This window comes from Ideonella sp. BN130291 (assembly GCF_036231905.1).
GTDB lineage: Bacteria > Pseudomonadota > Gammaproteobacteria > Burkholderiales > Burkholderiaceae_C > CAMLIZ01.
The window spans coordinates 155,021-177,451 of record NZ_JAZARE010000012.1 but is presented as its reverse complement, the minus strand read 5'-3'; the positions used below and the strand labels follow the sequence as shown (position 1 = coordinate 177,451).

Annotated in this window: 20 protein-coding genes; 4 read left to right on the top strand and 16 right to left on the bottom strand. The window is 68.3% G+C overall.

Translation table 11 applies throughout. From position 1 onward, the window contains the following. Positions 1-324 precede the first annotated feature (324 nt). Positions 325-2,169: an ABCB family ABC transporter ATP-binding protein/permease gene (locus VPH43_RS23615; protein ID WP_328580220.1), complete on the bottom strand. Its 1,845-nt coding sequence runs from the start codon at positions 2,167-2,169 to the stop codon at positions 325-327. A gap of 45 nt (positions 2,170-2,214) precedes the next feature. Between VPH43_RS23615 and VPH43_RS23610 the strand changes: the two genes are divergently transcribed. Both VPH43_RS23610 and VPH43_RS23605 read left to right on the top strand, forming a co-directional pair. After that, a complete protein-coding gene (locus VPH43_RS23610) occupies positions 2,215-2,631 on the top strand; it encodes an acyl-CoA thioesterase (protein ID WP_328580229.1) in 417 nt (138 codons plus the stop codon). A gap of 76 nt (positions 2,632-2,707) precedes the next feature. Continuing rightward, a complete protein-coding gene (locus tag VPH43_RS23605; RefSeq protein ID WP_328580219.1) occupies positions 2,708-3,766 on the top strand; it encodes a serine endopeptidase in 1,059 nt (352 codons plus the stop codon). A gap of 6 nt (positions 3,767-3,772) precedes the next feature. On the opposite strand, the gene VPH43_RS23600 is transcribed toward VPH43_RS23605, so the two are convergent. The 11 genes from VPH43_RS23600 to VPH43_RS23550 form a co-directional block, all read right to left on the bottom strand. Continuing rightward, the gene (locus VPH43_RS23600) at positions 3,773-4,609 is read right to left on the bottom strand and encodes an SDR family oxidoreductase (protein ID WP_328580218.1); all 837 of its coding nucleotides are present in this window, start codon (positions 4,607-4,609) and stop codon (positions 3,773-3,775) included. Beyond that, complete coding sequence (locus VPH43_RS23595; RefSeq protein WP_328580217.1) at positions 4,609-5,340, bottom strand: SGNH/GDSL hydrolase family protein; 732 nt, start codon at positions 5,338-5,340, stop codon at positions 4,609-4,611. The genes VPH43_RS23600 and VPH43_RS23595 overlap by 1 nt, the downstream gene beginning before the upstream one ends. A gap of 32 nt (positions 5,341-5,372) precedes the next feature. Then, positions 5,373-6,134 (bottom strand): enoyl-CoA hydratase, encoded by a 762-nt coding sequence (locus VPH43_RS23590; RefSeq protein ID WP_328580216.1) that lies wholly within the window; start codon positions 6,132-6,134, stop codon positions 5,373-5,375. 25 nt (positions 6,135-6,159) lie between these two features. Further along, on the bottom strand, positions 6,160-7,020 hold the full coding sequence (locus VPH43_RS23585; protein WP_328580215.1) for an alpha/beta hydrolase family protein: 861 nt from the start codon (positions 7,018-7,020) through the stop codon (positions 6,160-6,162). Between the two features lie 162 nt (positions 7,021-7,182). Next, positions 7,183-8,385, bottom strand: a complete 1,203-nt coding sequence (locus VPH43_RS23580) for an acetyl-CoA C-acyltransferase (RefSeq protein WP_328580214.1) — start codon at positions 8,383-8,385, stop codon at positions 7,183-7,185. 136 nt (positions 8,386-8,521) lie between these two features. Continuing rightward, positions 8,522-10,900 carry a 3-hydroxyacyl-CoA dehydrogenase/enoyl-CoA hydratase family protein gene (locus tag VPH43_RS23575; protein WP_328580213.1) on the bottom strand — a complete coding sequence of 793 codons (2,379 nt, stop codon included), beginning with the start codon at positions 10,898-10,900 and terminating at the stop codon, positions 8,522-8,524. A gap of 89 nt (positions 10,901-10,989) precedes the next feature. After that, positions 10,990-11,430 carry a DUF2147 domain-containing protein gene (locus VPH43_RS23570; RefSeq protein ID WP_328580212.1) on the bottom strand — a complete coding sequence of 147 codons (441 nt, stop codon included), beginning with the start codon at positions 11,428-11,430 and terminating at the stop codon, positions 10,990-10,992. A 115-nt stretch (positions 11,431-11,545) separates the two neighbouring features. Next, the gene (locus VPH43_RS23565) at positions 11,546-13,336 is read right to left on the bottom strand and encodes an acyl-CoA dehydrogenase C-terminal domain-containing protein (RefSeq protein ID WP_328580211.1); all 1,791 of its coding nucleotides are present in this window, start codon (positions 13,334-13,336) and stop codon (positions 11,546-11,548) included. 29 nt (positions 13,337-13,365) lie between these two features. Further along, positions 13,366-14,070: a TetR/AcrR family transcriptional regulator gene (locus VPH43_RS23560; RefSeq protein ID WP_328580210.1), complete on the bottom strand. Its 705-nt coding sequence runs from the start codon at positions 14,068-14,070 to the stop codon at positions 13,366-13,368. A gap of 153 nt (positions 14,071-14,223) precedes the next feature. Continuing rightward, positions 14,224-15,225, bottom strand: coding sequence for an FHA domain-containing protein (locus VPH43_RS23555; RefSeq protein WP_328580209.1), 1,002 nt, complete (start codon positions 15,223-15,225; stop codon positions 14,224-14,226). Continuing rightward, entirely contained in the window at positions 15,195-16,649 is a 1,455-nt protein-coding gene (locus VPH43_RS23550) for a S1 family peptidase (RefSeq protein ID WP_328580208.1), read from the bottom strand. The genes VPH43_RS23555 and VPH43_RS23550 overlap by 31 nt, the downstream gene beginning before the upstream one ends. Positions 16,650-16,793: 144 nt before the next feature. Here VPH43_RS23550 and VPH43_RS23545 point away from each other — a divergent pair, with 144 nt between their 5' ends. Together VPH43_RS23545 and VPH43_RS23540 are read left to right on the top strand one after the other, a co-directional pair. Then, the gene (locus VPH43_RS23545; RefSeq protein ID WP_328580207.1) at positions 16,794-17,351 is read left to right on the top strand and encodes an HNH endonuclease; all 558 of its coding nucleotides are present in this window, start codon (positions 16,794-16,796) and stop codon (positions 17,349-17,351) included. A 113-nt stretch (positions 17,352-17,464) separates the two neighbouring features. Then, positions 17,465-17,938 carry a glycine zipper 2TM domain-containing protein gene (locus VPH43_RS23540; protein WP_328580206.1) on the top strand — a complete coding sequence of 158 codons (474 nt, stop codon included), beginning with the start codon at positions 17,465-17,467 and terminating at the stop codon, positions 17,936-17,938. A 10-nt stretch (positions 17,939-17,948) separates the two neighbouring features. Here VPH43_RS23540 and VPH43_RS23535 read toward each other — a convergent pair whose 3' ends face one another. The 4 genes from VPH43_RS23535 to VPH43_RS23520 are packed head-to-tail and all read right to left on the bottom strand — an operon-like array spanning position 17,949 to position 22,374. Next, positions 17,949-18,188, bottom strand: a complete 240-nt coding sequence (locus VPH43_RS23535; RefSeq protein WP_328580205.1) for a hypothetical protein — start codon at positions 18,186-18,188, stop codon at positions 17,949-17,951. Between the two features lie 14 nt (positions 18,189-18,202). Further along, entirely contained in the window at positions 18,203-18,709 is a 507-nt protein-coding gene (locus tag VPH43_RS23530; protein ID WP_328580204.1) for a DUF2231 domain-containing protein, read from the bottom strand. 33 nt (positions 18,710-18,742) lie between these two features. Beyond that, positions 18,743-21,493 (bottom strand): cyanophycin synthetase, encoded by a 2,751-nt coding sequence (cphA, locus tag VPH43_RS23525; RefSeq protein ID WP_328580203.1) that lies wholly within the window; start codon positions 21,491-21,493, stop codon positions 18,743-18,745. Further along, on the bottom strand, positions 21,490-22,374 hold the full coding sequence (locus VPH43_RS23520) for a cyanophycinase (protein ID WP_328580202.1): 885 nt from the start codon (positions 22,372-22,374) through the stop codon (positions 21,490-21,492). The genes cphA and VPH43_RS23520 overlap by 4 nt, the downstream gene beginning before the upstream one ends. Positions 22,375-22,431: the final 57 nt, after the last annotated feature.

Below are 22,431 nucleotides of genomic sequence, written 5' to 3'. Positions count from 1 at the left end.
CAGCCAGGTACATCGACCTGACCTATCACTGGACCACGAACCAGCCTCCGCACGCCATGTCCGAGCGAGCGCAGCGAAGCGCCCGCGCACGGAGGATGGAAAGACGTCCAGCGCGCGGTGCACGCAAGCCAAAGCACCCGTCACAAGTGGCCTCGCGTCTCTCGCGACCGAACGGGCCTCCAGAGAACCGGACCCCCTACCGGCGTGAGGGAGCGAAATCGGATGTTGGTCTTCCAGGCTCTCTTCTTTGGTTACTTTCTTCTGAGCCAGCAGAAGAAAGTGACCGCCGGCCGGGCGCGACCGGCGGGCTGCACGCAAGTGCGACTAAAGAGACGACAAAACCCCCGCCTCCTGCAAGGATGAAGAAGCCGCATCCCTCTGCAAGCGCCACATCTCCGCATACCGCCCGCCAGCGGCCAGCAACGCAGCATGCGACCCGCGCTCCACGATGCGCCCGCGCTCCATCACCACGATCTCGTGCGCGTCCACCACGGTGCTCAACCGGTGCGCGATCACCAGTGCGGTCTTGCCGCGCGCCGCACTCTTCATCTCGGCCTGGATCGCACGCTCGTTGGCGGAGTCCAGTGCCGAGGTGGCTTCGTCGAAGATCAGGATCGGCGGGTTCTTCAGCAAGGTGCGGGCGATCGCCACCCGCTGCTTCTCACCGCCGGATAGCTTGAGCCCGCGCTCGCCCACCATGGTGTCGTAACCCTTGGGCGTGGCCGCGATGAAGTCGTGGATGTGGGCGGCCTTGGCTGCCGCCTCCACCTCGGCACGCGAGGCACCCGGGCGGCCGTAGGCGATGTTGTATTCCACCGTGTCGTTGAACAGCACCGTGTCCTGCGGCACGATGCCGATCGCCTGGCGCACGCTGGCCTGGGTGACCGTGCGGATGTCCTGCCCGTCGATGGTGATGCGGCCGCCGTTCACGTCGTAGAACCGGTAGAGCAGTCGGGCCAGGGTGGACTTGCCCGCCCCGGAGGGCCCCACCACCGCCACCGTCTTGCCGGGTGGGATCTCGAAGCTCACGCCATGCAAGATGGGCCGGGCCGGGTCATAGGCGAAGTCCACCTGCTCGAAGCGCACCGTGCCCTGCGTGACCTTCAGCGCACCGGCACCCGGCGTGTCGGCGATCTCGCGCTCGCGCTCCAGCAGCTTGAACATCTTGTCCAGGTCGGTCAGCGCCTGCTTGATCTCACGGTACAACACGCCCAGGAAATTGAGCGGGATGTAGAGCTGGATCATGAAGGCGTTCACCATCACCAGGTCGCCCAGCGTCATGCGGCCCACCACCACGCCGCTGGTGGCACGCCACAGCATGGTGACCAGCGCCGCCGCGATGATCAGCTGCTGCCCGGTGTTGAGCAGGGACAAGGTGCGCTGCGCCTTCAGTGCCGCCTTGCGCAGGCTTTCCAGGCTGACGTTGTAGCGGGCGGCTTCGTAGTCCTCGTTGTTGAAGTACTTGACGGTCTCGTAGTTGAGCAGCGAGTCGATCGCCTTGCTGTGGGCGTTGGAGTCGAGCTCGTTCATCTCGCGCCGGTACTTGGTGCGCCACTCGGTCACCGTGATGGTGAACGCGATGTACACCACCAGCGCGGCGGCCACGATGAGCGCGAACACCGCATCGAACTTCACCGCCAGCAAGGCCAGCACCATCGCCACTTCGATCAGCGTGGGCAGGATGCTGTAGAGCGAGTAGGAGATCAGCGAATTCACCGCCCGCGTGCCGCGCTCGATGTCGCGCGTCATGCCGCCGGTCTGGCGCTCCAGGTGGAAACGCAGGCTCAGGTCATGCAGGTGGCGGAAGGTCTGCAGCGAGATGCTGCGCGCGGTGCCCTCGGTGGCCTTGGCGAAGGTGAGCTCGCGCAGCTCGGTGAACAAGGTCGTGCACAGGCGCAGGCCGCCATAGGCCAGCAGCAGGCCCACCGGCACCACCAGCATGGCGCGCGGGTCGCCCGGCTTCAGGGACAGCGCATCGACCAACGACTTGAGCAGCAGCGGCACGCCGACATTCGCCATCTTGGCCAATACCAGGAAACCCAGCGCCAGCCCGACGCGCCAGCGGTACTGCCACAGGTAGGGGAACAGCTTGCTCAGCGTGGCCCAGTCCGAACGCGGGGTGCCCGGCGGATCGGCGGGTGCGGGCGGAGCGGCGGACAGGCGGCGCATGGTGGATGGGACAATCAGGCGAGCGAAAGGATGCACATGACGACAATGACGGCCGATTCAAGCGCCTCGCCGGCAAAACTCAGTTTGCCCGAAGACCGCCAGCTCGTGCTGCGGGTGATGCCGATGCCCGCGGACGCCAATGCCAATGGCGACATCTTCGGCGGCTGGATCATGGCGCAGGTGGACCTGGCCGGCGCAGTGATGCCGGCGCGCATTGCCAAGGGCCGCATCGCCACCGTGGCGGTGAACCAGTTCGTGTTCAAGCAGCCGGTGTCGGTGGGCGACCTGCTGAGCTTCTATGCCAAGGTGGAGCGCATCGGCCGCACCTCGATCACCGTGCATGTGGAGGTGTACGCCGAGCGCAACCCCGAGGACCTCACGGTGGTGAAGGTGACCGAAGCCAACCTCACCTACGTGGCCATCGACGGCAACGGCCAGCCGCGCGAGCTGCCACGTACCTGACGGCTCCCTCAGTCGGCGGGGCGCCCGCGCGCTGCCGTGCGATCATCGGTTGATCAACAAAACCGAGGAGGCCCGCATGTTCAAGAGCTTGCGTGTGCCGGAACGCCTGTTCCGGCTGTCGATGTGGCTGGTGTCGTTTGTCTTCGCCGGATTCCTGATCGGCCTGGGCGGCCAACTGGTGGCGGACCTGCCCCGGCTGGACAACTCCCTCAGCGTGGAGCAGTTCGCCGACCGCGCGGCGCTGCAAAGCCATCGCGAGGCGCTGCACACCCTGCAGCGCCAGCAGAAGGATCTGCAGGCCGAACGCGAGCGCGCCCAGCTGGCGCTGACCGCCGCGAGCAACGCCTACCAGTCGGCCCGCTCGGCCTATGACAACTGGATCGCCACCCGCACCGCCACCACCAACCCGGCGCAAGACCCGCAGGTGGTGCAGCGCACCCGTGACCTTGACGGCCTGAAGGCCACCGAACGCGCGGCGCAGGCGCAGGTAGAGGCGCTGGACAGCCGGCTGCTCGAATCCGAGCAGGCCCAGCAGCAGCATCAGCAGGCCGAAGGCGATGTGCTGGAGGCCGCGCGCGGGCCCTACGAACGCGCCGTGTTCCGCCAGGAGCTGCGGGTGTTCGGCATGCGCCTGGCACTCACCCTGCCCTTGCTGGTGGTGGCCGGCTGGCTGGTGGCCCGCAAGCGCAAGAGCGACTACTGGCCGCTGATGCGCGGCTTCGTGCTGTTCGCCCTGTTCGCCTTCTTCGTGGAGCTGGTGCCCTACCTGCCCAGCTACGGCGGCTACGTGCGCTACGTCGTCGGCATCGTGCTCACAGGCGTGGCCGGCCATTACGCCGTGCAGGCGATGCGGCGCTACCTGGCGCGGCGCCAGCAGGTGGAGCAGCAGACGGAGCTGGAGCGGCGCCAGTCGCTGTCCACCGACGAGGCTCTCAAGAAGATGGCCAACAACCTCTGCCCCGGTTGCGAGCGGCCCGTGATGACCACCGGGGACGTGAAAGCGAACTTCTGTGCCAGCTGCGGCCTGAAGCTGTTCGACCACTGCCGCAACTGCGACACGCGCAAGAACGCCTTTTTCCACTACTGCCCGAGCTGCGGCACGTCGGCGGACGAGGCCGGCGCCACGCCGGCCTGAGCCGCGTCAGTCGACGAAGAAGTCCGGGATGAAGTCCGTGGTGCCCGGCACCACGCTGTACTTGTCCAGCTCGGTGATGCCGTGTTGGGCCAGCCACTCGTCGTCGATGAAGAAGTTGCCCGTGGTCTCGCGGGCATCGCTGGTGAGCACCAGGTAGGCGGCGTCGGACAGGATCTCCGGCGTGCGGCACTTGTTGACGTCCACGCCCGGGATCATCTGCAGCGCGGCGGTGGCGATGGCGGTGCGCGGCCACAGGCTGTTGACCGCGATGCCCAGCTTCTTGAACTCCGCCGAGTGTCCCAGCGTGCACATGCTCATGCCGTACTTGGCCATGGTGTAGGCGGTGTGGTCCTTGAACCAATGGGCCTTCATGCTCAGGGGCGGCGACATGTTGAGCACATGCGGGTTGCGCCCCGCCTGCGCGCTTTTGGCCAAGGATTCCAGGCAGGCCTGGGTGCAGCAATAGGTGCCGCGCACGTTCACGCCGAACATCAGGTCGAAGCGCTTCATCGGCGTGGCCGGCGTGGGCGTGAGGCTGATCGCGCTGGCGTTGTTCACCAGGATGTCGATGCCGCCGAAGCGGTCGACGGCCTGCTTCACGGCGGCTGCCACGGCCGCCTCGTCGCGGATGTCGGTGGGAATCGCCAGCGCCTGGCCACCCGCCGCTTCCACTTCCCCGGCCGCGCTGAACACCGTGCCCGGCAGCTTGGGGTTGGCTTCGGTGGTCTTGGCGATCAGCACGATGTTGGCGCCGTCGGCGGCGGCGCGCTTTGCGATCGCCAGGCCGATGCCGCGCGAGGCGCCGGTGATGAAGAGGGTCTTGCCTTGCAGGGTTCGGGTCATCAAGGTCTCCTTGTGTTGTCGAATGTGGCGACGATCAAGGCCAGCTGTTCGGCCAGCGCCTCGCCGCAGGCGCGGTAGCCGGTGGCGCCGGGATGGAAACCGTCAGGCGCCATGTGGGCGGCCTCCAGCGACAAGGCCAGCGGCACGTGGGACACGTCGATGCAGGCCGCCGCCCAGGCCGCCAGGGCCTGGTCATGCCGGCGGGCATCGGCACCGATGACGGTGCGCAAGGGCCGGGGCAATGCGGGAAAGCGGTCCATGGGCGGCAGCGCCGCAAAAGCCACGTGGCGCACCGAGACGTTCTCGAACAGCCAGTCGGCCAGCGCCTCGCGCGCTTCGATGGCGCGGGCCACCGGCACCCGGTCCACCACGTCATTGACGCCCAGGATCACCAGCGCGATCTCCGCCGGCGCCGGCTCCCAGGATTTGACGAGCTGCAGCGCCTGGGCCGAAGTGACACCGGAGCGGGCCACCAGCTGCCACTGCACCTGGCGGCCCAAAAGTTCCCCCAGGCGCCGCGGAAGGTGGCCGACCAGCGCCTCCCGCTGGTGTTCCACCCCCACGCCGGCGGCCGAAGAGTCGCCCACGATCAGCAGGCGCAGCGGCTCACCTTCGCCAGCCACGCCTTCGCGCGGCCCCGCCGCTTCCGGCAGGCGCAAGGTGCGGCGGCGTGTCCACAAGCCCTGGGCCACCAGCAGCGGCCCCAGCGCGATCTTCAAAGCCTGGCTCATGGCGGCATTGTGAGCGCCGGCCGGCCCCACGTTCAGAACTTGCTGAAGTCGGGCTTGCGCTTTTCGAAGAAGGCCTGGAAGGCTTCGCGCGCTTCGGGGCTGCGCAAGCGCTGGCCGAAGATGTCGGCTTCCTTGTGGATGGTGGGCGTGATCTGGTCGGCGAGGGCCGTGCGCATCAGGCGCTTGGTCTCGCGCACGGCGCCGGGCGGCAGCTGGTTGAAGCGCTCGGCGATACGGCGGGCATGGGCGGCCACCTCGCTGGCCGGCAGCACGGCATTGGCGATGCCGCACTCCACCGCTTCGGCCGCGGTGAACGGGTCACCCAGCAGCAGCTTCTCCGCCGCCTTCACGTTGCCCAGCAGGCGCGGCAGCATCAGGCTGGAGGCGAACTCCGGCACCAGCCCCAGGCTCACGAACGGCATCGCCAGGCGCGCCTCGTCGGACACGTAGACAAAGTCGCAGTGCAGCAGCAAGGTGGTGCCGATGCCGATGGCCGCGCCGGTGACCGCGGCCACCACCGGCTTGTCGCATTCGGTGAGCGCCTTCATGAACTGGAACACCGGCGATTCGGCGTTCTGCGCGGGCCGCTGCATGAAGTCCTCCAGGTCGTTGCCGGAGGTGAAGATGCCCGGCTGGCCGGTGATGAGGATGGCGCGCACCGCGCTGTCCAGCTGCGCGTCGTAGATCGCGTCGGCCATCGCCTTGTACATGTCGATCGTGATCGCGTTCTTCTTCTCGGGGCGCGCGATCTCGATGGTGGCCACGCCGTTCAGGGTGGCGGTCTTGATGCTCATGGTGTCTCCTTGTGGGATGTGTCGTTCAGTTCGCCAGCCACTGCGGCACCTGGGGCCACAAGGTCTGGGCGAAATGTTTTCTGAAAAAGCCGAAGTGCCCGATGCGCTGGACGCCCAGGTCGGCTGGTGCAATGCGCCGCATCTCGCGCGGCGCGTTGGCATAGAAGCCGTGCAGCGAGGCGGTGTTCTGCGCGGACATGAATTCGTCGTCGGTGAACGAGAGGCTGAGGATCGGCGTGCGGATGGCGGCGTAACGCTCCCGCCATGATGTGCCGGGCTCGCTCATCAGGTAGTCGCGGTGGAGACACCAGCGCCGCCACTGCGCCATCACGCCGTGCGGCAGGTCGCCCACCTTCTTGAGTGCCTTGCCGGGGAAGTAGCCAAACAGCGGCAGCGCCACCGGTGTCACGAAGTACCACAGCCACCACACATAGTTGCGCAGGCGCGGCGAGTTCTGCAGCCAGTAGCCGCTGCCGGTGCCCACGGTGACCATGCGCGAGATGCGCTCGCGGTTGGGCACCAGGCCGAAGATCTGCCCGCCCAGGCTGTGGCCCAGCCAGTGGATCTGCATCTGGGGGCCCACCTGAGCGTCCAGCCAGGCCAGCGCCGCGGCGGTGTCCTTCTCGGCCCAGGTCACCACGTCGGCGTCCAGGCCCTTGAGCGACTTCTTAAGCGCCGTGGGGCGTGAGGCCCCCATGCCGCGGTAGTCGAAGCTGAACACCACGAAGCCTTGCGTCGCCAACCAATCGGCGAACTCGGCGTAGTAGCGCTGGGACACACCCATCGCGGGCACGATGAGCAAAGCGGCTTGGGCAGCCGACGCGTCGCCGTACAAGCTACCGCTCAACTCGAAGCCGTCAACCGCCGCAAAGCGAACCATCTGCATGGACGTCTCCAAAACTTGAGCGGCTGGGAAGGTGAACCTGCGCCGCTAGGGTCGAGGCCCACCCACCCTTCCTGCGGCCGCCGCGGAACCGGCTTTGCCGGGCCGCTGGCGGCGCCCCCTTGAGGGGGAGGCCCCGAACGGGGCTCTGGGGGTGTGCGCTGTTTACAGCGCTTCAAACACTCCGGCGGCCCCTTGCCCGGCGCCGACGCACATGGTGACCATGCCGTACTTCTGCTTGTTGCGACGCAGCGCGTGGATCAGCTGGGCCGAGCGGATGGCGCCGGTGGCGCCCAGCGGGTGGCCCAGCGCGATCGCGCCGCCGTAGGGGTTCACCACCGCGGGGTTCAGGCCCACGGTGTTGATGACGGCCAGCGCCTGCGCGGCGAAGGCTTCGTTGAGCTCGATCCAGCCCAGGTCGTCGAGCTTCAGGCCGGCGTACTTCAGCGCTGCCGGAATCGCCTCGATCGGGCCAATGCCCATGATCTCGGGCGGCACGCCGCGCGAGGCGAAGCTCACGAAGCGCGCCAGCGGCTTCAGGTCGAACTGCTTCACCGCCTTTTCCGACGCCAGGATGAGCGCACCCGCGCCGTCGCTGGTCTGCGAGCTGTTGCCCGCCGTGACGCTGCCCTTGGCGGCGAACACGGGCTTGAGCTTGGCCAGGCCTTCGAGCGAGGTGTCCGGGCGCGGGCCCTCGTCCACGCTCACGGTGCGCTTTTTCACGTTGACTTCGCCGGTGGCGAGGTTGGGCGAACGCTCGACCACCTCGAAGGGCGTGATGCTGTCCTGCAGCTCACCCGACTGGATGGCCTTCAAGGCCCGCAGGTGCGACTGCAGCGCAAACTCGTCTTGCGCCTCGCGGCTGACCTTCCACTGCGCGGCCACCTTCTCGGCGGTGAGGCCCATGCCGTAGGCCAGGCCCACGTTTTCGTCCTTGAGGAAGATCTCTGGGTTGAACGAGGGCTTGTTGCCGCCCATGGGCACCATGCTCATGGACTCGGCGCCGCCGGCGATCATCACGTCGGCTTCGCCCACGCGGATGCGGTCGGCCGCCATCTGCACGGCCGACAGGCCGGAGGCGCAGAAGCGGTTCACCGTGATGCCGCCCACGGTGTTGGGCAGCCCGGCGATCACCGCGGCCATGCGGGCCATGTTCATGCCCTGCTCGCCCTCGGGGAAGGAGCAGCCGATGATGGCGTCCTCGATCGCCTTCGGGTCCAGGTTGGGCACCTGGGCCAGCGCGCTGCGCAGCGCCGCGACCAGCAGGTCGTCAGGGCGGGTGTTCTTGAAGTAGCCGCGGCCGGACTTGCCGATCGGGGTGCGGGTGGCCGCAACGATGTAGGCCTCTTGCACTTGCTTGGTACTCATTTCAGTTCTCCATGGCGACAAGCGCCGCTCACTTCGCATATCTCGACTTCAGCCCAGTGCCGCCGCGGATCCGGCTTTGCCGGGCCGCCTGCGGCGCCCCCTTGGGGGGGAAGCGCCGCAGGCGCTCCGGGGGTGGTCAATTTCTGACGGGCTTGCCGGTCTGCAGCATGCCCATGATGCGTTCCTGCGTCTTGGGGTGCTCCAGCAGCCCGCAGAAGTGCTTGCGCTCCAGCGCCATCAGGTATTCCTCGGTCACCAGCGAGCCGGCTTCCACCTCGCCGCCGCACACCACGTCGGCGATCAGGCTGCCGATGTGATAGTCGTGCTGGCTGATGAAGCCGCCGTCGCGCATGCCGACCAGCTGCGCCTGGATGGTGGAGATGGCCGAGCGGCCGGCGGCCGGGAAGGCTTTCTTCACCGGCGGGCGGTAACCCGACTCGTACATGCTCCTGGCTTCGTTGATCGCCACGTAGAGAAGCTCGTCCTTGTTGGGCACGATCACGTCGCTGTCCAGCAGGTAGCCCAGCTTGCGCGATTCGATCGCGCTGGTGCCCACCTTGGCCATCGCGGCCGCGGTGAAGCCTTCCTTGGCGAACGCGAGGATGTCCACGCCGGGTGCCGACGCAGCGTTCTCCGCCGCACGCCGCGCGATATAGGCCAGGCCGCCACCGCCGGGGATCAGGCCGACGCCCACTTCCACCAGGCCGACATAGCTTTCCATCGTGGCCACCCGCTTGGCCGAGTGCACGGCCAGCTCGCAACCGCCGCCCAATGCGATGCCGCGGATCGCGGACACCACCGGCACGTTGGCGTAGCGCAGGCGCAGCATCATGTCCTGCAGCTTCTTCTCCTCGGGCGCAATGCCCTTGGCGCCGCTCTTCATGAACACGGGCATCAGCGCTTCCAGGTTCGCGCCGGCGGAGAACACGTCGTCCGGCGACCAGACCACAAGGCCCTTGTACTTCGCTTCGGCGATCTCGACTGCCTTCAGCAGGCCTTCGGTGACGGTCGGGCTGATGAGGTGCAGCTTGGCGGTGATGCTGGCGATCAGCACTTCGCCGTCCAGCGACCAGACGCGCACTTCCTCGTTCTTGAATTCCTCGGTGCCGGCCTTCAGCGGGTCCTGGCCCAGGCCACCCACGGTCTCGGGGAAGAACTGGCGCTCATACACCGGCAGCGTGCTGCGCGGGATGTAGCGGTTCTGCGCCGGGCTCCAGGAGCCTTCTGCCGTGTGCACGCCATCGCGGCCGTCGAACACCCAGGCGGGCAGCGGCTCCTTGGACAGCGCCTTGCCGGCCTCGATGTCCTCCTGCACCCACTGCGCCACCTGCTTCCAGCCGGCGGCCTGCCACAGCTCGAAGGGGCCCTGCGAGGTGCCGAAGCCCCAGCGCATGGCGAAGTCCACTTCACGCGCGGAGTCGGCGATGTCCTTCAGGTGCACGGCAGCGTAGTGGAAGCTGTCGCGCAGAATGGCCCACAGGAACTGCGCCTGCGGGTTGGTGGATTCGCGCAGCAGCTTCAGGCGCTCGGCCGGTGCCTTCTTGAGCATGCGGGCCACGATCTCGTCGGCCTTCTTGCCGGCGGCCACGTAGTCGCCGGTGGCCGGGTCCAGGCGCAGGATGTCCTTGCCCACCTTCTTGTAGAAACCACCACCGCTCTTCTGGCCGAGCGCGCCCTTGCCGATCAGGTCGTTCACGACCTTGGGCGTGGCGTAGCTGGGGTAGAACGGATCGGCGCTCAGGTTGTCCTGCAGCGTCTTGATCACATGGGCCATGGTGTCCAGGCCCACCACGTCCGCGGTGCGGAAGGTGCCGGAGCTGGCACGGCCCAGCTTCTTGCCGGTGAGGTCGTCCACCACGTCGTACGACAGGCCGAACTTCTCGGCCTCGATCATGGTGGCCAGCATGCCGGCGATGCCCACGCGGTTGGCCACGAAGTTGGGCGTGTCCTTGGCGCGCACCACGCCCTTGCCCACGCTGGTGGTCACGAAGGTCTCGAGCTGGTCGAGGATCTCCGGCCGCGTGGTCGGGGTGGGGATCAGCTCCACCAGGTACATGTACCGCGGCGGGTTGAAGAAGTGGATGCCGCAGAAGCGCGGCTTGATCTCTTCTGGCAGCGCCTCGCTGAGCTTGGTGATGCTCAGGCCCGAGGTGTTGGAGGCCACGATCGCATGCGGCGCGATGTGGGCGGCGATCTTCTTGTACAGGTCGAGCTTCCAGTCCATGCGCTCGGCAATGGCCTCGATGATCAGGTCGCAGTCCTTCAACTGCTCCAGGTGCTCTTCATAGTTGGCCTGGCCGATCAGCGCCGCGTCTTCCGGCACGCCCAGCGGCGACGGCTTCAGCTTCTTCAGCCCTTCCACGGCCTTGGTGACGATGCCGTTCTTCGGGCCTTCCTTGGCGGGCAGGTCGAACAGCACCACCGGCACCTTGACGTTGACGAGGTGGGCGGCGATCTGCGCGCCCATCACGCCGGCGCCGAGCACGGCGACTTTGCGGACTTGGAATCGACTCATTGTGTGTACTCCGTGGATTCAGTGATCGGGAGGAAGTGAATCGCGAAGGCCGTGCGGTCACAGCCTCCCGATCGTTTCAGGGTGGCGCCTTATTCGACGCGCACCCAGGTCTGGCTGCGGCCCAGCATCGGCATGCCGATGTAGCCGCGCACCGTGAGTTTCTTGCCGCCATCTTCCGGCTTCAAGCGCACCTTGTAGACCTTGCCGTTGTTGGGGTCGAGGATGTCCCCGCCTTCCCACAGCTCGTCGCTGCCGTCCTTCTTGACGTTGCGGATGATGGTCATGCCAGCGACGGGCTGGTCCTTGCGCTCGTCGGTGCACTTCTCGCACTTGGCGTCGGCCTTGGTGGGATCGAGCAGCTTCTCGATCTTGCCGACCAGCGCACCGTTGTTCTCAGTGATGCGCACGAACGACTTCTCCTTGCCGGTCTCGTCGTCGATCGTCTTCCACAGGCCGACCGGGCTGGCCGTCTGCGCGAAGGCGACGCCCGCCACACTGGCGAGCAACAGGGCGATGGTGGTCTTTTTCATGGTTGTCTCTCTCACTTCCTCACTGGCAGCCCCGTGTTTGTTGTAGGGGGCGGTTGGCGAACAGCGGCGGAAAAACCCCTTTTCCACCGCCACCGAACCATTGAGCGCGATTTGCTTAGAACAGCGCTTCGTCCATCGCCATCAGCGGCTGCAGGCCGGCCCGCGCGGTGCGGATCAGCGTGGCCGTTTCCGGCAGCAGCTTGGCAAAGTAGAACCGGATCGTCGCCAGTTTGGCGGTGTAGAACGGGTCGCCGGAGTTCTGCTTCTCCAGCGCCACCTTGGCCTGCTGTGCAAAGAAGTAGGCGAAGACCAGGTGGCCCACCACGCGCAGGTAGTCCACCGCGGCGGCGCCCACTTCGTCGGCGTTCTGGAACGCCTTCATGCCGAGCTCGGTGGTGAGCTTGGTGACCTTGTCACCGATGTCGGCCAGCGGGTTCACGAACTCCTGCATGGCCTCGTTGGTGCCTTCGTCCTCGATGAACTGCTGCACCAGCTTGCCGAACTTCTTCAGCTTGGCGCCGTTGTCGGCCAGCACCTTGCGGCCCAGCAGGTCCAGCGACTGGATGGTGTTGGTGCCTTCATAGATCATGTTGATGCGCGCGTCGCGCACGTACTGCTCCATGCCCCACTCGGCGATGTAGCCGTGGCCGCCGAAGACCTGCATGCAATGCGAGGTGGCGAGCCAGCCGTTGTCGGTGAGGAAGGCCTTCACGATCGGGGTGAGCAGCGCCACCTGGTCGGCGGCGTCCTTGCGCTCGTCCTCGTCGGTGGAGGACAGTTCCTTGTCGATCAGCAGCGCAATGTGGATCGCCAGCGCACGGCCGCCTTCGGCATAGGCCCGGGCGGTGAGCAGCATCTTGCGCACGTCGGGGTGCACGATGATCGGGTCGGCCGGCTTGTCGGCGGCCTTGGGGCCCGACAGTGCGCGCATCTGGATGCGGTCCTTCGCGTAGGCCACCGCGTTCTGGTAGGCCACTTCGGTGAGGCCCAGCGACTGGTTGCCCACGCCCAGGCGGGCGGCGTTCATCATCACGAACATCGCGGCCAGGCCCTTGTTGGGCTGGCCCACCAGGGTGCCGATGGCGCCTTCGAGCACGATCTGGGCGGTGGCGTTGCCATGGATGCCCATCTTGTGCTCCAGGCCGGCGCAGAACACGCCGTTGCGCTTGCCCGGCGTGCCATCGGCATTGGGCAGGAACTTGGGCACCACGAACAGCGAGATGCCCTTGCTGCCGGCCGGCGCGTCCGGCAGGCGCGCCAGCACCAGGTGGATGATGTTTTCGGCCAGGTCGTGTTCGCCGGCGGAGATGAAGATCTTGGAGCCGGTGATGCGGTAGGTGCCGTCGGCCTGCGGTTCGGCCTTGGTGCGCAGCAGGCCCAGGTCGGTGCCGCAATGCGGTTCGGTCAGGCACATGGTGCCGGTCCACTGGCCGCTGGTGAGCTTGGGCAGGTAGGTGGCCTTCTGCTCCGCGGTGCCGTGTTCATGCAGGCACTCATAGGCGCCGTGAGACAGGCCGGGGTACATGGTCCAGGCCTGGTTGGCCGAGTTCATCATCTCGTAGAAACACTGGTTCACCGCGATCGGCAGGCCTTGCCCGCCGTATTCCGGATCGCAGCTCAGTGCGGGCCAGCCGCCTTCGACGTACTGCTTGTAGGCTTCTTTGAAGCCGGTGGGCGCGGTGACCTCGTGCGTTTCCTTGTTGAGCTTGCAGCCTTCGCGGTCGCCCACCTGGTTCAGCGGGAACAGCACCTGGGAGGCGAACTTGCCGCCCTCTTCCAGCACCGCGTTGATGGTGTCCATGTCCACGTCGGCATGCTTGGGCATCGCCTTGTAGACATCGGTGACCTTGAGCATCTCGTGCAGGACGAACTGCATGTCGCGCAGCGGCGGGTTGTACTGAGGCATGGACGAACTCCTTTTTGATGCTCGGTGATTCAGCGGCGCGCCTTGGGCGGAGCCTTCTGAGGGGGGACCGCCGGGTCTCCAACGACGGCGTAGTGGCTGACGGTGCGCTCGAAGCCGCGCCGTGCACGATCGGTGGCACCCGGCAGGCGCAGGAAGCGCGCGTCGTGGTGCAGGGCCAGGATCAGCCCGTGGATCTCGAACAGCATCTGCAGCGGATCGGTGTCCGCCCGCAGGTGGCCTTCTTCGATGGCGATGCGGATGGATCGTTCCATCGCGGCATGCCAGGCGCGCACCATGGACGCCAGCGCATCGCGCACCGGGCCGGGCCGGTCATCGAATTCGACCGCGCCGCTGATGTAGATGCAGCCCGAATCGATTTCCACCGACACCCGGCGCACCCAGCGCTCGAACAGCGCGCGCAGGCGCGGCAGGCCGCGCGGCTCGCGGATGGCCGGGTAGAAGATTTCTTCCTCGAACTTCTGGTGGTATTCGCGGATGACGGAGATCTGCAGCTCCTCGCGCGAGCCGAAGTGGGCGAAGACGCCCGACTTGCTCATCTGCGTCACTTCAGCCAGCGCGCCGATGGACAGCCCCTCCAGCCCCATGCTGGACGCGAGCGCAAGCGCAGCCTCCAGGATGGTCGCCCGGGTCTGCTGACCTTTTTGCAAGGTCGTGCGCTGCGCCGGCTTGGGCGCGGGCGGCTTGGTCTTCAGGGGCGTTTCGGTCAGGGCCACGGGGCTGCTTCAGAAAACGAACGGTCGTTCTATTTTGCAGACTTCCGTGTCCAGCGGGGGGTTCAGCCCATGAATTTTCTAGGGGCTATCGCCTAGAGCGGCATTCGGTCACGCCGGGCGGCCCACAGCTTGGCTCCAACGGTCAGTGGGCCCTCAATCGGCCCCGCCCTTTTGTGCATCCTCGGCGGCGCGCCGGTCCAACCTGTCGCGCAAGGGAGCGGAGTCACCCACAAAATCCTTCACCGACACCCCGGGCGCCATGCGGAACGCCGGCGGCGGCAGGGTGGCGAGGTACGGCTCGCTGAACAGGCGATCGCTGCGCTGGTAGTTCAGCGTGCCGAGCACTGCGCCTGCGATCAGCAGGCAGCCCGCAATGCCGGCAGCGATGGCCCAGCGGGTCACCGGCACCACGAGCACGGCGTGGCGGTACAGCGTGGCGCCCGCCACCAGCGCGCTCACCACCGGACTGATGCGCGCCAGCCACTCCCAGGACAACGCATAGGCCAGCACCGGCAGCATCACGTCCAGCACGGCCATCGCCAGCAGGCCCTTCATCAGGATGGCAAAGTGGGCCCAGAACTCAAAGCGGTGCTGGAACAGCTTGGAGCCGATGCCCCACACCACGCACCAGCCCAAAGCGCCCAGCGGCCAGGCCAGCAGCGGCATCAGCCAGTCGGTGAGGCTGGAGCCCGGGTCCAGGTAGATGCCATGCTCGATGAGCACCAGCGCCCACAGCGCCAGCGCGCAGGCCAGCGTCACCAGCGGATGCGCGCCGGTGGTGGCCAGGCCCAGCGGGCGCTCGGGCTCCAGCGGATCACCGGGCAGCCGCACGCGCAGGCGGGTGCCGCCGATCTGGAACGCCTCGCCCAGCGGAGGCAGCGGCGCGGTTTCCCCTTCCACCAGGGTGCGTGGCCCCACCTGCACACCGTTGCGGGTGGGGCCCACCTGCAACAGCAGCGGTGCGCCGGCCTCGCCGGCCGGGCCTTGCACGAGGCTGCAGTGATGGGCCGCCACATGCGGATCGTCGATGACCACGTCGTTGTCCAGCGCCCGGCCCAGTGTGACCGGCCAGCGCGTGACCAGGAAGCCGCGGCGCACCCGGCCGTCGCGCTCCAGCACTTCGATCAGCGCGAGGCGGTCTTCGGATCGGTCCATGCAAAGCCGTTGAGGTAATGCTCGGTGAGCGCCTTGGCGTTCTCGAAGCTGACGCCATGGGCGTCGAAGCGGCCCTGCACGCCGGCCGTGGACTGGTCCAGCGTGGCCACCAGCACCGCCACCTCGTACAGGCCACGCAGCTTCTTGTGCGCGCGCAGGCACATCACCGCACGCAGCGGCAGCCCGCCCCGGTCCACGAAGCGTTCATGGCACTGGGGCGCGGTGAGGTAGGCGTTGTTGGCCCCCATGAACTCGTTGCGGAAACTCGCCGAGTAGCGCTGCGCAAAGCGCAGCGCCCCGAGCTTGCGGCCGTCATAGGCCTCATGGCGCACGCTGATGAAACCGGTGGAAAAGCCGGAAGTGATGTAGACCCGGCTGTCCATGTTGCAGTCCGAGCGCTCGAACTCCAGGCCACGCGATTCGGGTGGCGTGCTGCGCCCCCAGCAGCGCAGGAAATCCTCGCGCGGCACCGGAATCGCATAGCGCTGGTTGCCGGCATTGCGCCAGGGCAGCGCGATGAAGGCCTTGGTCAGGGCCTCCTGGTGCACCAGCATCTGCTTGGTGATCTGCGGGTAGGCGGGCAGCCCCAGCGGCGAAGCGCCGCGGCTGCGCTCCAGCAGCTCCTTGGCGTACTGCCCAGGCACCAGGAAGCTGATCTGCTCGCCGTCGCGGCGGGTGGCCACGTTCACGCCGATCACCCGGCCCTTGGCATCCAGCGTGGGCCCGCCGCTCATGCCGGCACTGAGCGAGCCGCCGAAGAAGATGGTGGGCAGGAAGCTGCGCTCCACCAGCCCGTTGTAGGAGCCTTCGGCCACCGCAAAACCCACGTCCAGCGGGTTGCCGAGGGAATACAGGCGCTCGCCGCGGCCCAAGGCCAGCGTGGCCGGGCGGAAGCTCAAGGCGCCGCGGCCGGCAAACGCATCGGCCTGCACCGGCTTGAGCAGCGCCAGGTCATGCGCCACGTCCACGTCGATCAGCTGCAGCGCGCCCTGGCCACCGTCGGCGGTGGAATACACCAGGCGGTGGCTGGTGGGCTGCAGGGCATAGGTGCTGACCACGTGGAAGTTGGTGATCAGGTGGCCCTCCGGGCTCACCAGGAAACCTGAGCCCACCGTCGCCTGGCTGTCCTGCGCCTTGAGCAGGGTTCGCACCTGCACCAGCGTGCCGCGCGCGGCTTCGTAGACGCGCTGGCCCGCAGGCGACGGTGGCGGGGGTGGCTCCACCAGTTCGGTATCAGCCTCGGCGCCGGATGCCGCCGACGCGGGGGGCGCGGCCGCCGAGGCGCCGGCGCTGGCGCCTGAGGCGGCGGCCGACGCGGCGGGAGGCACCGGCTCGGGCGCGGCCGCATCCGCGGGGCCCGGGCCCGCAGCCCACAGCAGCACGGCGGCGCTCAGCAGCCCGGCAAGCAGCGAAGGAAGTCGCATGAAGTCATTCTAGGAACGGTAGCTGCTTGAAAGCCCATGGATCGCGAGGTTGAGTGCTGACACCTTCCCGCGATATGCTGTGACGGTCAGCGCCAACCGCAAGTCCTGTTCCATCCGCATTGTCGAAAGGAGTGGCTTCGCACCATGGACGTGCTGCAGCTCGATGTTTCCGGCCGCCCGCAGGCCTGGATCACGGCGAAGGAAGCCGCGGTGATCTACGCCAGCGACGGCGTGGCCTGGACACTCGGCGAAGCGTTTCACGTGCTGCGTGGTGGCATTCAGCGTGCCACTGGCCGGCAGTCGCGCATCGAGGTGCACCCCATCATCGCGGTGCGCGGTGCGATTCCCACGCGGGCCTGGCGCCAGGCGCCGGCGCTGTCCAACCCCAAGCTGTTTGCGCGCGACCGCCACCTGTGCGCCTATTGCGGCCACCGTTTTCCTTTTGACGACCTGACCCGCGAGCACATCGTGCCCACCTCGCGCGGCGGGCGCGACAGCTGGATGAACTGCATCACCGCCTGCCGCAGCTGCAACGGCCGCAAGGGCAACCGGCTGCCGGAAGAGGCGCACATGAGCCTGCTGTACCTGCCCTACGTGCCCAGCCTGCACGAGGACATGATCCTGCGCGGCCGCCGCATCCTGGCCGACCAGATGGAGTTCCTGCTCGCCAGCGTGCCGCGCAATTCGCGCCTGCACGGCTGAATCTTTACCGGAACTCCGCCACGCGGGTGCGGTCTCACCGCACCACAGGCGTCAACGCCGGCTTGGCCGTGCCCGTTGCTGACGCCATCCACCACGCCCGAGGAGTCCTCCCCATGAAACGCACCCTGATCGCAGCGCCGCTGCTGCTGGCCCTGGTCGCCGGCTGCTCCACCACCAGCCCGGACGTCGTGCAGCGCGGCGACGCGCAGCGCCTGTCGCAGGTGCAGGACGCCACCGTGCTGTCGGTGCGCCCGGTGCGGGTGGACGGCTCGCAAAGCGGCATCGGCGGCACCGCCGGTGCGGTGGCGGGCGGCGTGGCGGGCTCGTCGGTCGGTGGGCGGCGCGAAGCCGTGGTGGTGGGCGTGCTGGGCGCGGTGGCCGGCGCGGTGGTGGGCAACGCGATCGAGCGCGCCGGCACCAGCGAGGACGCGGTGGAGATCCTGCTGCAGATGCGCAACGGCGACCGCCGCGCGATCGTGCAGGCCAAGGGCCAGGAAACGCTGAACCCGGGTGACCCGGTGATCCTGGTCACCACCGGCGGCAAGACCCGCGTGACCAAGGCCCCGCCGGTGAACCCGCGCTCCTGAAGCGGGCGGTTCAGACGTCCAGCGTGTAGACCAGCGCGGCGGCACGCTCGCTGGCGCTGTGGCCGCGCAGAGGCTTGTCCCACTGCGCTGCGATGGCCCCGCGCTGCGGCTGCAGGCCGGCCGTCATGACGACCACCTCTTCGGAGCTGGCGTCGAACTCGGCGGCCAGCCGCATGTCGTCATCGAACAGGCGGGCGAGCATGCCGCCGTCCTGCTCCACGATCACCAGGTAACGTGCGGGTTTCTGCATCCCGCCAGCGTAGCTCAATGCGTCGCCGTGCGCGCGGCCGGCGCTTCGTGCCGCGCGCGCAGTGAATTCGGCGCATCGAGCCCGGCGTCGTCGTAGACCCCCACGCCGAGGCGGTCCACCAGCTCGCCACCCAGCCAGGCGGTGAAGAGCGAGAGCCCGGCGCCCAGGAAGGCCAGCGAATGGGCCAGCATCCCGGGCGCTTCAGGGGCCGGCCGGCGCAGGAACCAGCTGCCGATGAACAGCAGCAGCACCACCACATTGCCCAAGCCGTGGGTCAGGCCCACGCTCTTGGCCCGCGTGCCTTTGGGAATCGCTCCCCAGTCGATCCAGCCGAAGGGCGCGGCCACCAGGCCGCCCACCACGCCGGCGGCCATCATCCAGTAGGACACCACCGCCATCAGCGGCCGGTCGGTGGCGATGTGGATCAGGTCGAACACCACCGCAGTGGCCAGCAGCCCGAGCGGAAACACGATCAGCATCTGGTGCACGGGATGGCCGAACAGTTTGGCTTTGCTTTGCATCGCGGGCTCTCCTTGTGTGAGTGGATCGAAGGCTCAGGCAGGCTCGTGCCGGCGTGGCAGCAGCACGCGCCGCCCGGTGGCCGCCACGTCGCGCTCCTGCAGGCGCTCGGCCTCGCCGACCGGGCTGCGCGGCAGCTCCGACGACCACGCCAGGCGCAGCGCCGGCCCGCCGCTGGCCCGTTCCTCGGCCATCGGCAAGTGGCCGAAGGCGGCCTGCAGGTCGCTCAGGCGGGTGGCGCAGGCATACACCAGGGTGTCGCCCGGCCGGCAGCGCTGCAAGGCCTGGCGCAAGGCGCGGCACATGTCCACTTCCACGCTCGCCGGGCGGCCGGTGCGCTGTGCACCTTGCAGCAAGGCCCGGGCGGTGGCACCCAGCGGGCGGCCCCGGTCCTCGTCGATCTCGTAGATCACGATCTCGTCGAAGCCCTGCGCACACGCTTCGCCGATGTCCTGCAGCTCCCGGTCGCGCCGGTCTCCCGGCGCCGACACCACGCCCACCAGGCGGCCGCTGCCGAAGCCGCGACAGGTGTCGATGAGCGCCCGGTAGGCCGCCAGGTTGTGGGCATAGTCCACCACCAGCCGAACCTCGCCGAGCTGGAACACATTCAGGCGCAGCGGGTTGGCCTCGCTGCTGCAGGCAAAACCCTGCAGCGCCTGCGCGATGGTGCCCAGCGCCTGCCCGCTGCCCACCAGCGCCGCCACGGCCGCCAGCGCATTGGCCACGTTGTGGCGCGCGCGGCCACCGAGGGTGAACGGCAGGCGGTCCGCCCGCACCACGGGCACGCTGCCGTCCCGGGTGGCGAGCACGATCTCACCGTCGCGCAGCAGCACGGCGCGCCCGCCGGCCTGCAGGTGGCCCTGCACCACCGGATGCTCCGCCTGCATGGCGAAGAAGATCACTTCCACGCCTTCGCGCAGCTCTTCGGTCATGGCCACGCAGTGCGGGTCTTCGGCGTTGAGCACCAGCGCCTTGCGCGCCGTATCGGCCACCACGGCCTTCACACGCGCCAGCTCTTCCAGCGTGTCCACGCCGTCCTGGCCCAGGTGGTCGGCCGTGACGTTGAGCACCACGGCCACGTCGCTGCGGTCGTAGCACAGGCCGCGCTTGAGGATGCCGCCGCGCGCCGTTTCCAGCACCGCGGCATCCACGTCCGGGTCGGTGAGCACCGCGCGGCCGGACCAGTAGCCGGTGCAATCGCCGTCCATGATGCGCTCACCATTGACATACACGCCTTCGGTGGTGGTGCAGCCGGTGCGCAGGCCCGCCGCCCGCAGCACGTGCGCGATGGCGAGCGTGGTGGTGGTCTTGCCGTTGGTGCCGGTGACCGCGATCAAGGGGATGCGGCCGTCGTCGCCGGGCGGGAACAGGCCGTCGACGATGGCCCGGCCGGCCGCACGCGGCACACCTTCGGACGGCTGCTCGTGCATGCGGATGCCGGGCGCGGCATTCACCTCGATCAGCGCCCCGCCCTGCGGGCCCAGCGGTGCAGCGATGTCGGCGCACACCAGGTCGATACCCGCCACATCCAGCCCGATGCGCCGCGCAGCGCGCACGCACAGGGCCGCGGTGTCCGGATGCAGCTGGTCGGTCACGTCCTCCGCGGTGCCGCCGGTGGACAGGTTGGCGTTGCCGCGCAGCAGCGCCACCGCGCCGGTGGGCAACACGCTCTCGAAACCCAGGCCCTGGGCCGCCAGGCAGTCGGCCGCCGACGCGTCCAGCGGAATGCGTGTCAGCGCCGACTCGTGCCCCACGCCGCGCCGCGGGTCGGCGTTCACCTCCTCCACCAGCTCGCGCACGGTGCGCCGGCCGTCGCTCACCACCTGGGGCGGCAGGCGGCGGGAGGCGGCCACCACGCGGCCGTTGACCACCAGCACGCGGTGGTCCTGGCCGCGCACATGCTGTTCCACGATCACCTTGGGCCCGTGCTGGCGCGCGCGTTCGAAGGCCACCGCCACTTCCTGGGGCGTTCGGATGCCGGTGGTGACGCCCTTGCCCTGGTTGGCATCCAGGGGCTTCAGGGTGACCGGCATGCCGACATCACGCGCCGCCACCTGGGCCTCCTCGATCGAGGTGACGATGAAACCGCGCGGTACCGGAATGCCGGCGGCGGAGAGCAGCCGCTTGGTGAGCTCCTTGTCGCTGGCGATGCCGACCGCGATGTGGCCGCTGGCGCCGGTGACCGTGGCCTGCACCAGGCGCTGGCGTGAGCCCCAGCCGAGCTGGAACAGGCTGGCGTCGTCGGACAGCCTGATCGCCGGGATGCCGCGGTCATGCGCCGCATCCACGATCGCCTGTGTGCTGGGCCCCAGGCCCTGCTTGCAGCGGATGGCGCGCAGCTCCTCCACCAGCGGCGCGATGTCGAGCACCCGGCCGTCGGCCGCCGCCTGCACCACCTGCAGCGCCTGCTCCAGCGCCCGCATGGCCAGCTTCTCCAGCTTGTAGCCCACCACGATGCGGTAGTGGCGCGGCCGGCCGTGCACCATGCGCGTCTTGCCGTAGCCGATGTCGTAACCGCCGAGCGCCTGCAGCTCCAGCATGATGTGCTCGGCGATGTGGCCCATGTAGGTGCCTTCACGCAGGCGGTCGACGAAGCCGCCGCGGTAGCCGACGCCGCAGTGATGCTCGCCAATGCCGGGCAGCATCTGGATCAGCCGGTCGGTGAAACCGTCTATCTGGTTCGAGGCCACTTCATCCAGCGTTTCCAGGTCCACGATGGCTTCGAGCACCGTGCGGCGCGCAAACAGGTTCGGCCCCCTGAGGAAGCGGGCTTCGACGATCTTCATGACAACGGGCTCCCTCGGCTCGTGAGGATGGAAACGATGTCCTGCAATGCGGGTGGCACGGCCTTGGCAGCGCTGCCGTAGCGCGCGCCGGCCGGCAGCAGGTGAAGCTTGACGTCCACCAGCTCCAGCGCCTCGTGCTCGGGGCCGGGCAGGAAGTTGGACGACATCTGCCGCCCGTCGATCAAGGTGACCGCGCCATCGCCCACCACTTCCAGGCCACCGCCGCTGCGCTCGATCACCAGCGCGGTGTCCTCGTCGATGCCCACGCCGATGAGCGTGGGGTTCTGGGCCACCACCGAGAGCAGGCGTCCCAGGCGCTGGCGCTCGGAAAAATGCTGGTCGATCAGCACGCGCTGCAGCAGCCCGAGGCCGGCCGCCAGGCTGAGCGCGGTGCCGGGCGCCGGTGCCCCGGCGCCGCCGTCATGCATCATGTGCTGCGACAGTGCAGCCGCGCCGGCGCTGGTGCCAGCGATGCAGCGGCCCAGCTCGTCGCAGGCCTTGTGCAGCGCCTGGTGCACCAGCGTGCCGCCAATCACCGCCAGCAGGCGCTTCTGGTCGTCACCGGCGATGAAGATGCCGTCGGCAGTGAGCAGCCGGTCGGCCGCCTTGGGATCGTTGGCGTCCTCCCGCGAGGCCATCTCCAGCGCCAGGCGCTGCTGCACGCCCAGGTCCGCAAAGGCCTGGTCATACACCTTCCAGGCGGTGTCGCCGGTGGCCCCCGCGGCGCAGAGCACCACGATCTTCGGGTCTGCCCTGGCGGTGAGCTCGACGAAGCGGCGCAGCACCTGCTTGTCGTTGTCGCGGTCCTCGTTGCCGCCAATGATCACGAGGTGCCCGGCGCGTCGCTCCCCCGCGCCGGGGCTTTGTGGGGTTGGGGCCATGACTGTCTTTTCGGGGGATGTCAGCTGCACCGGGGCAAGGGCTGTACCACCCCCGAA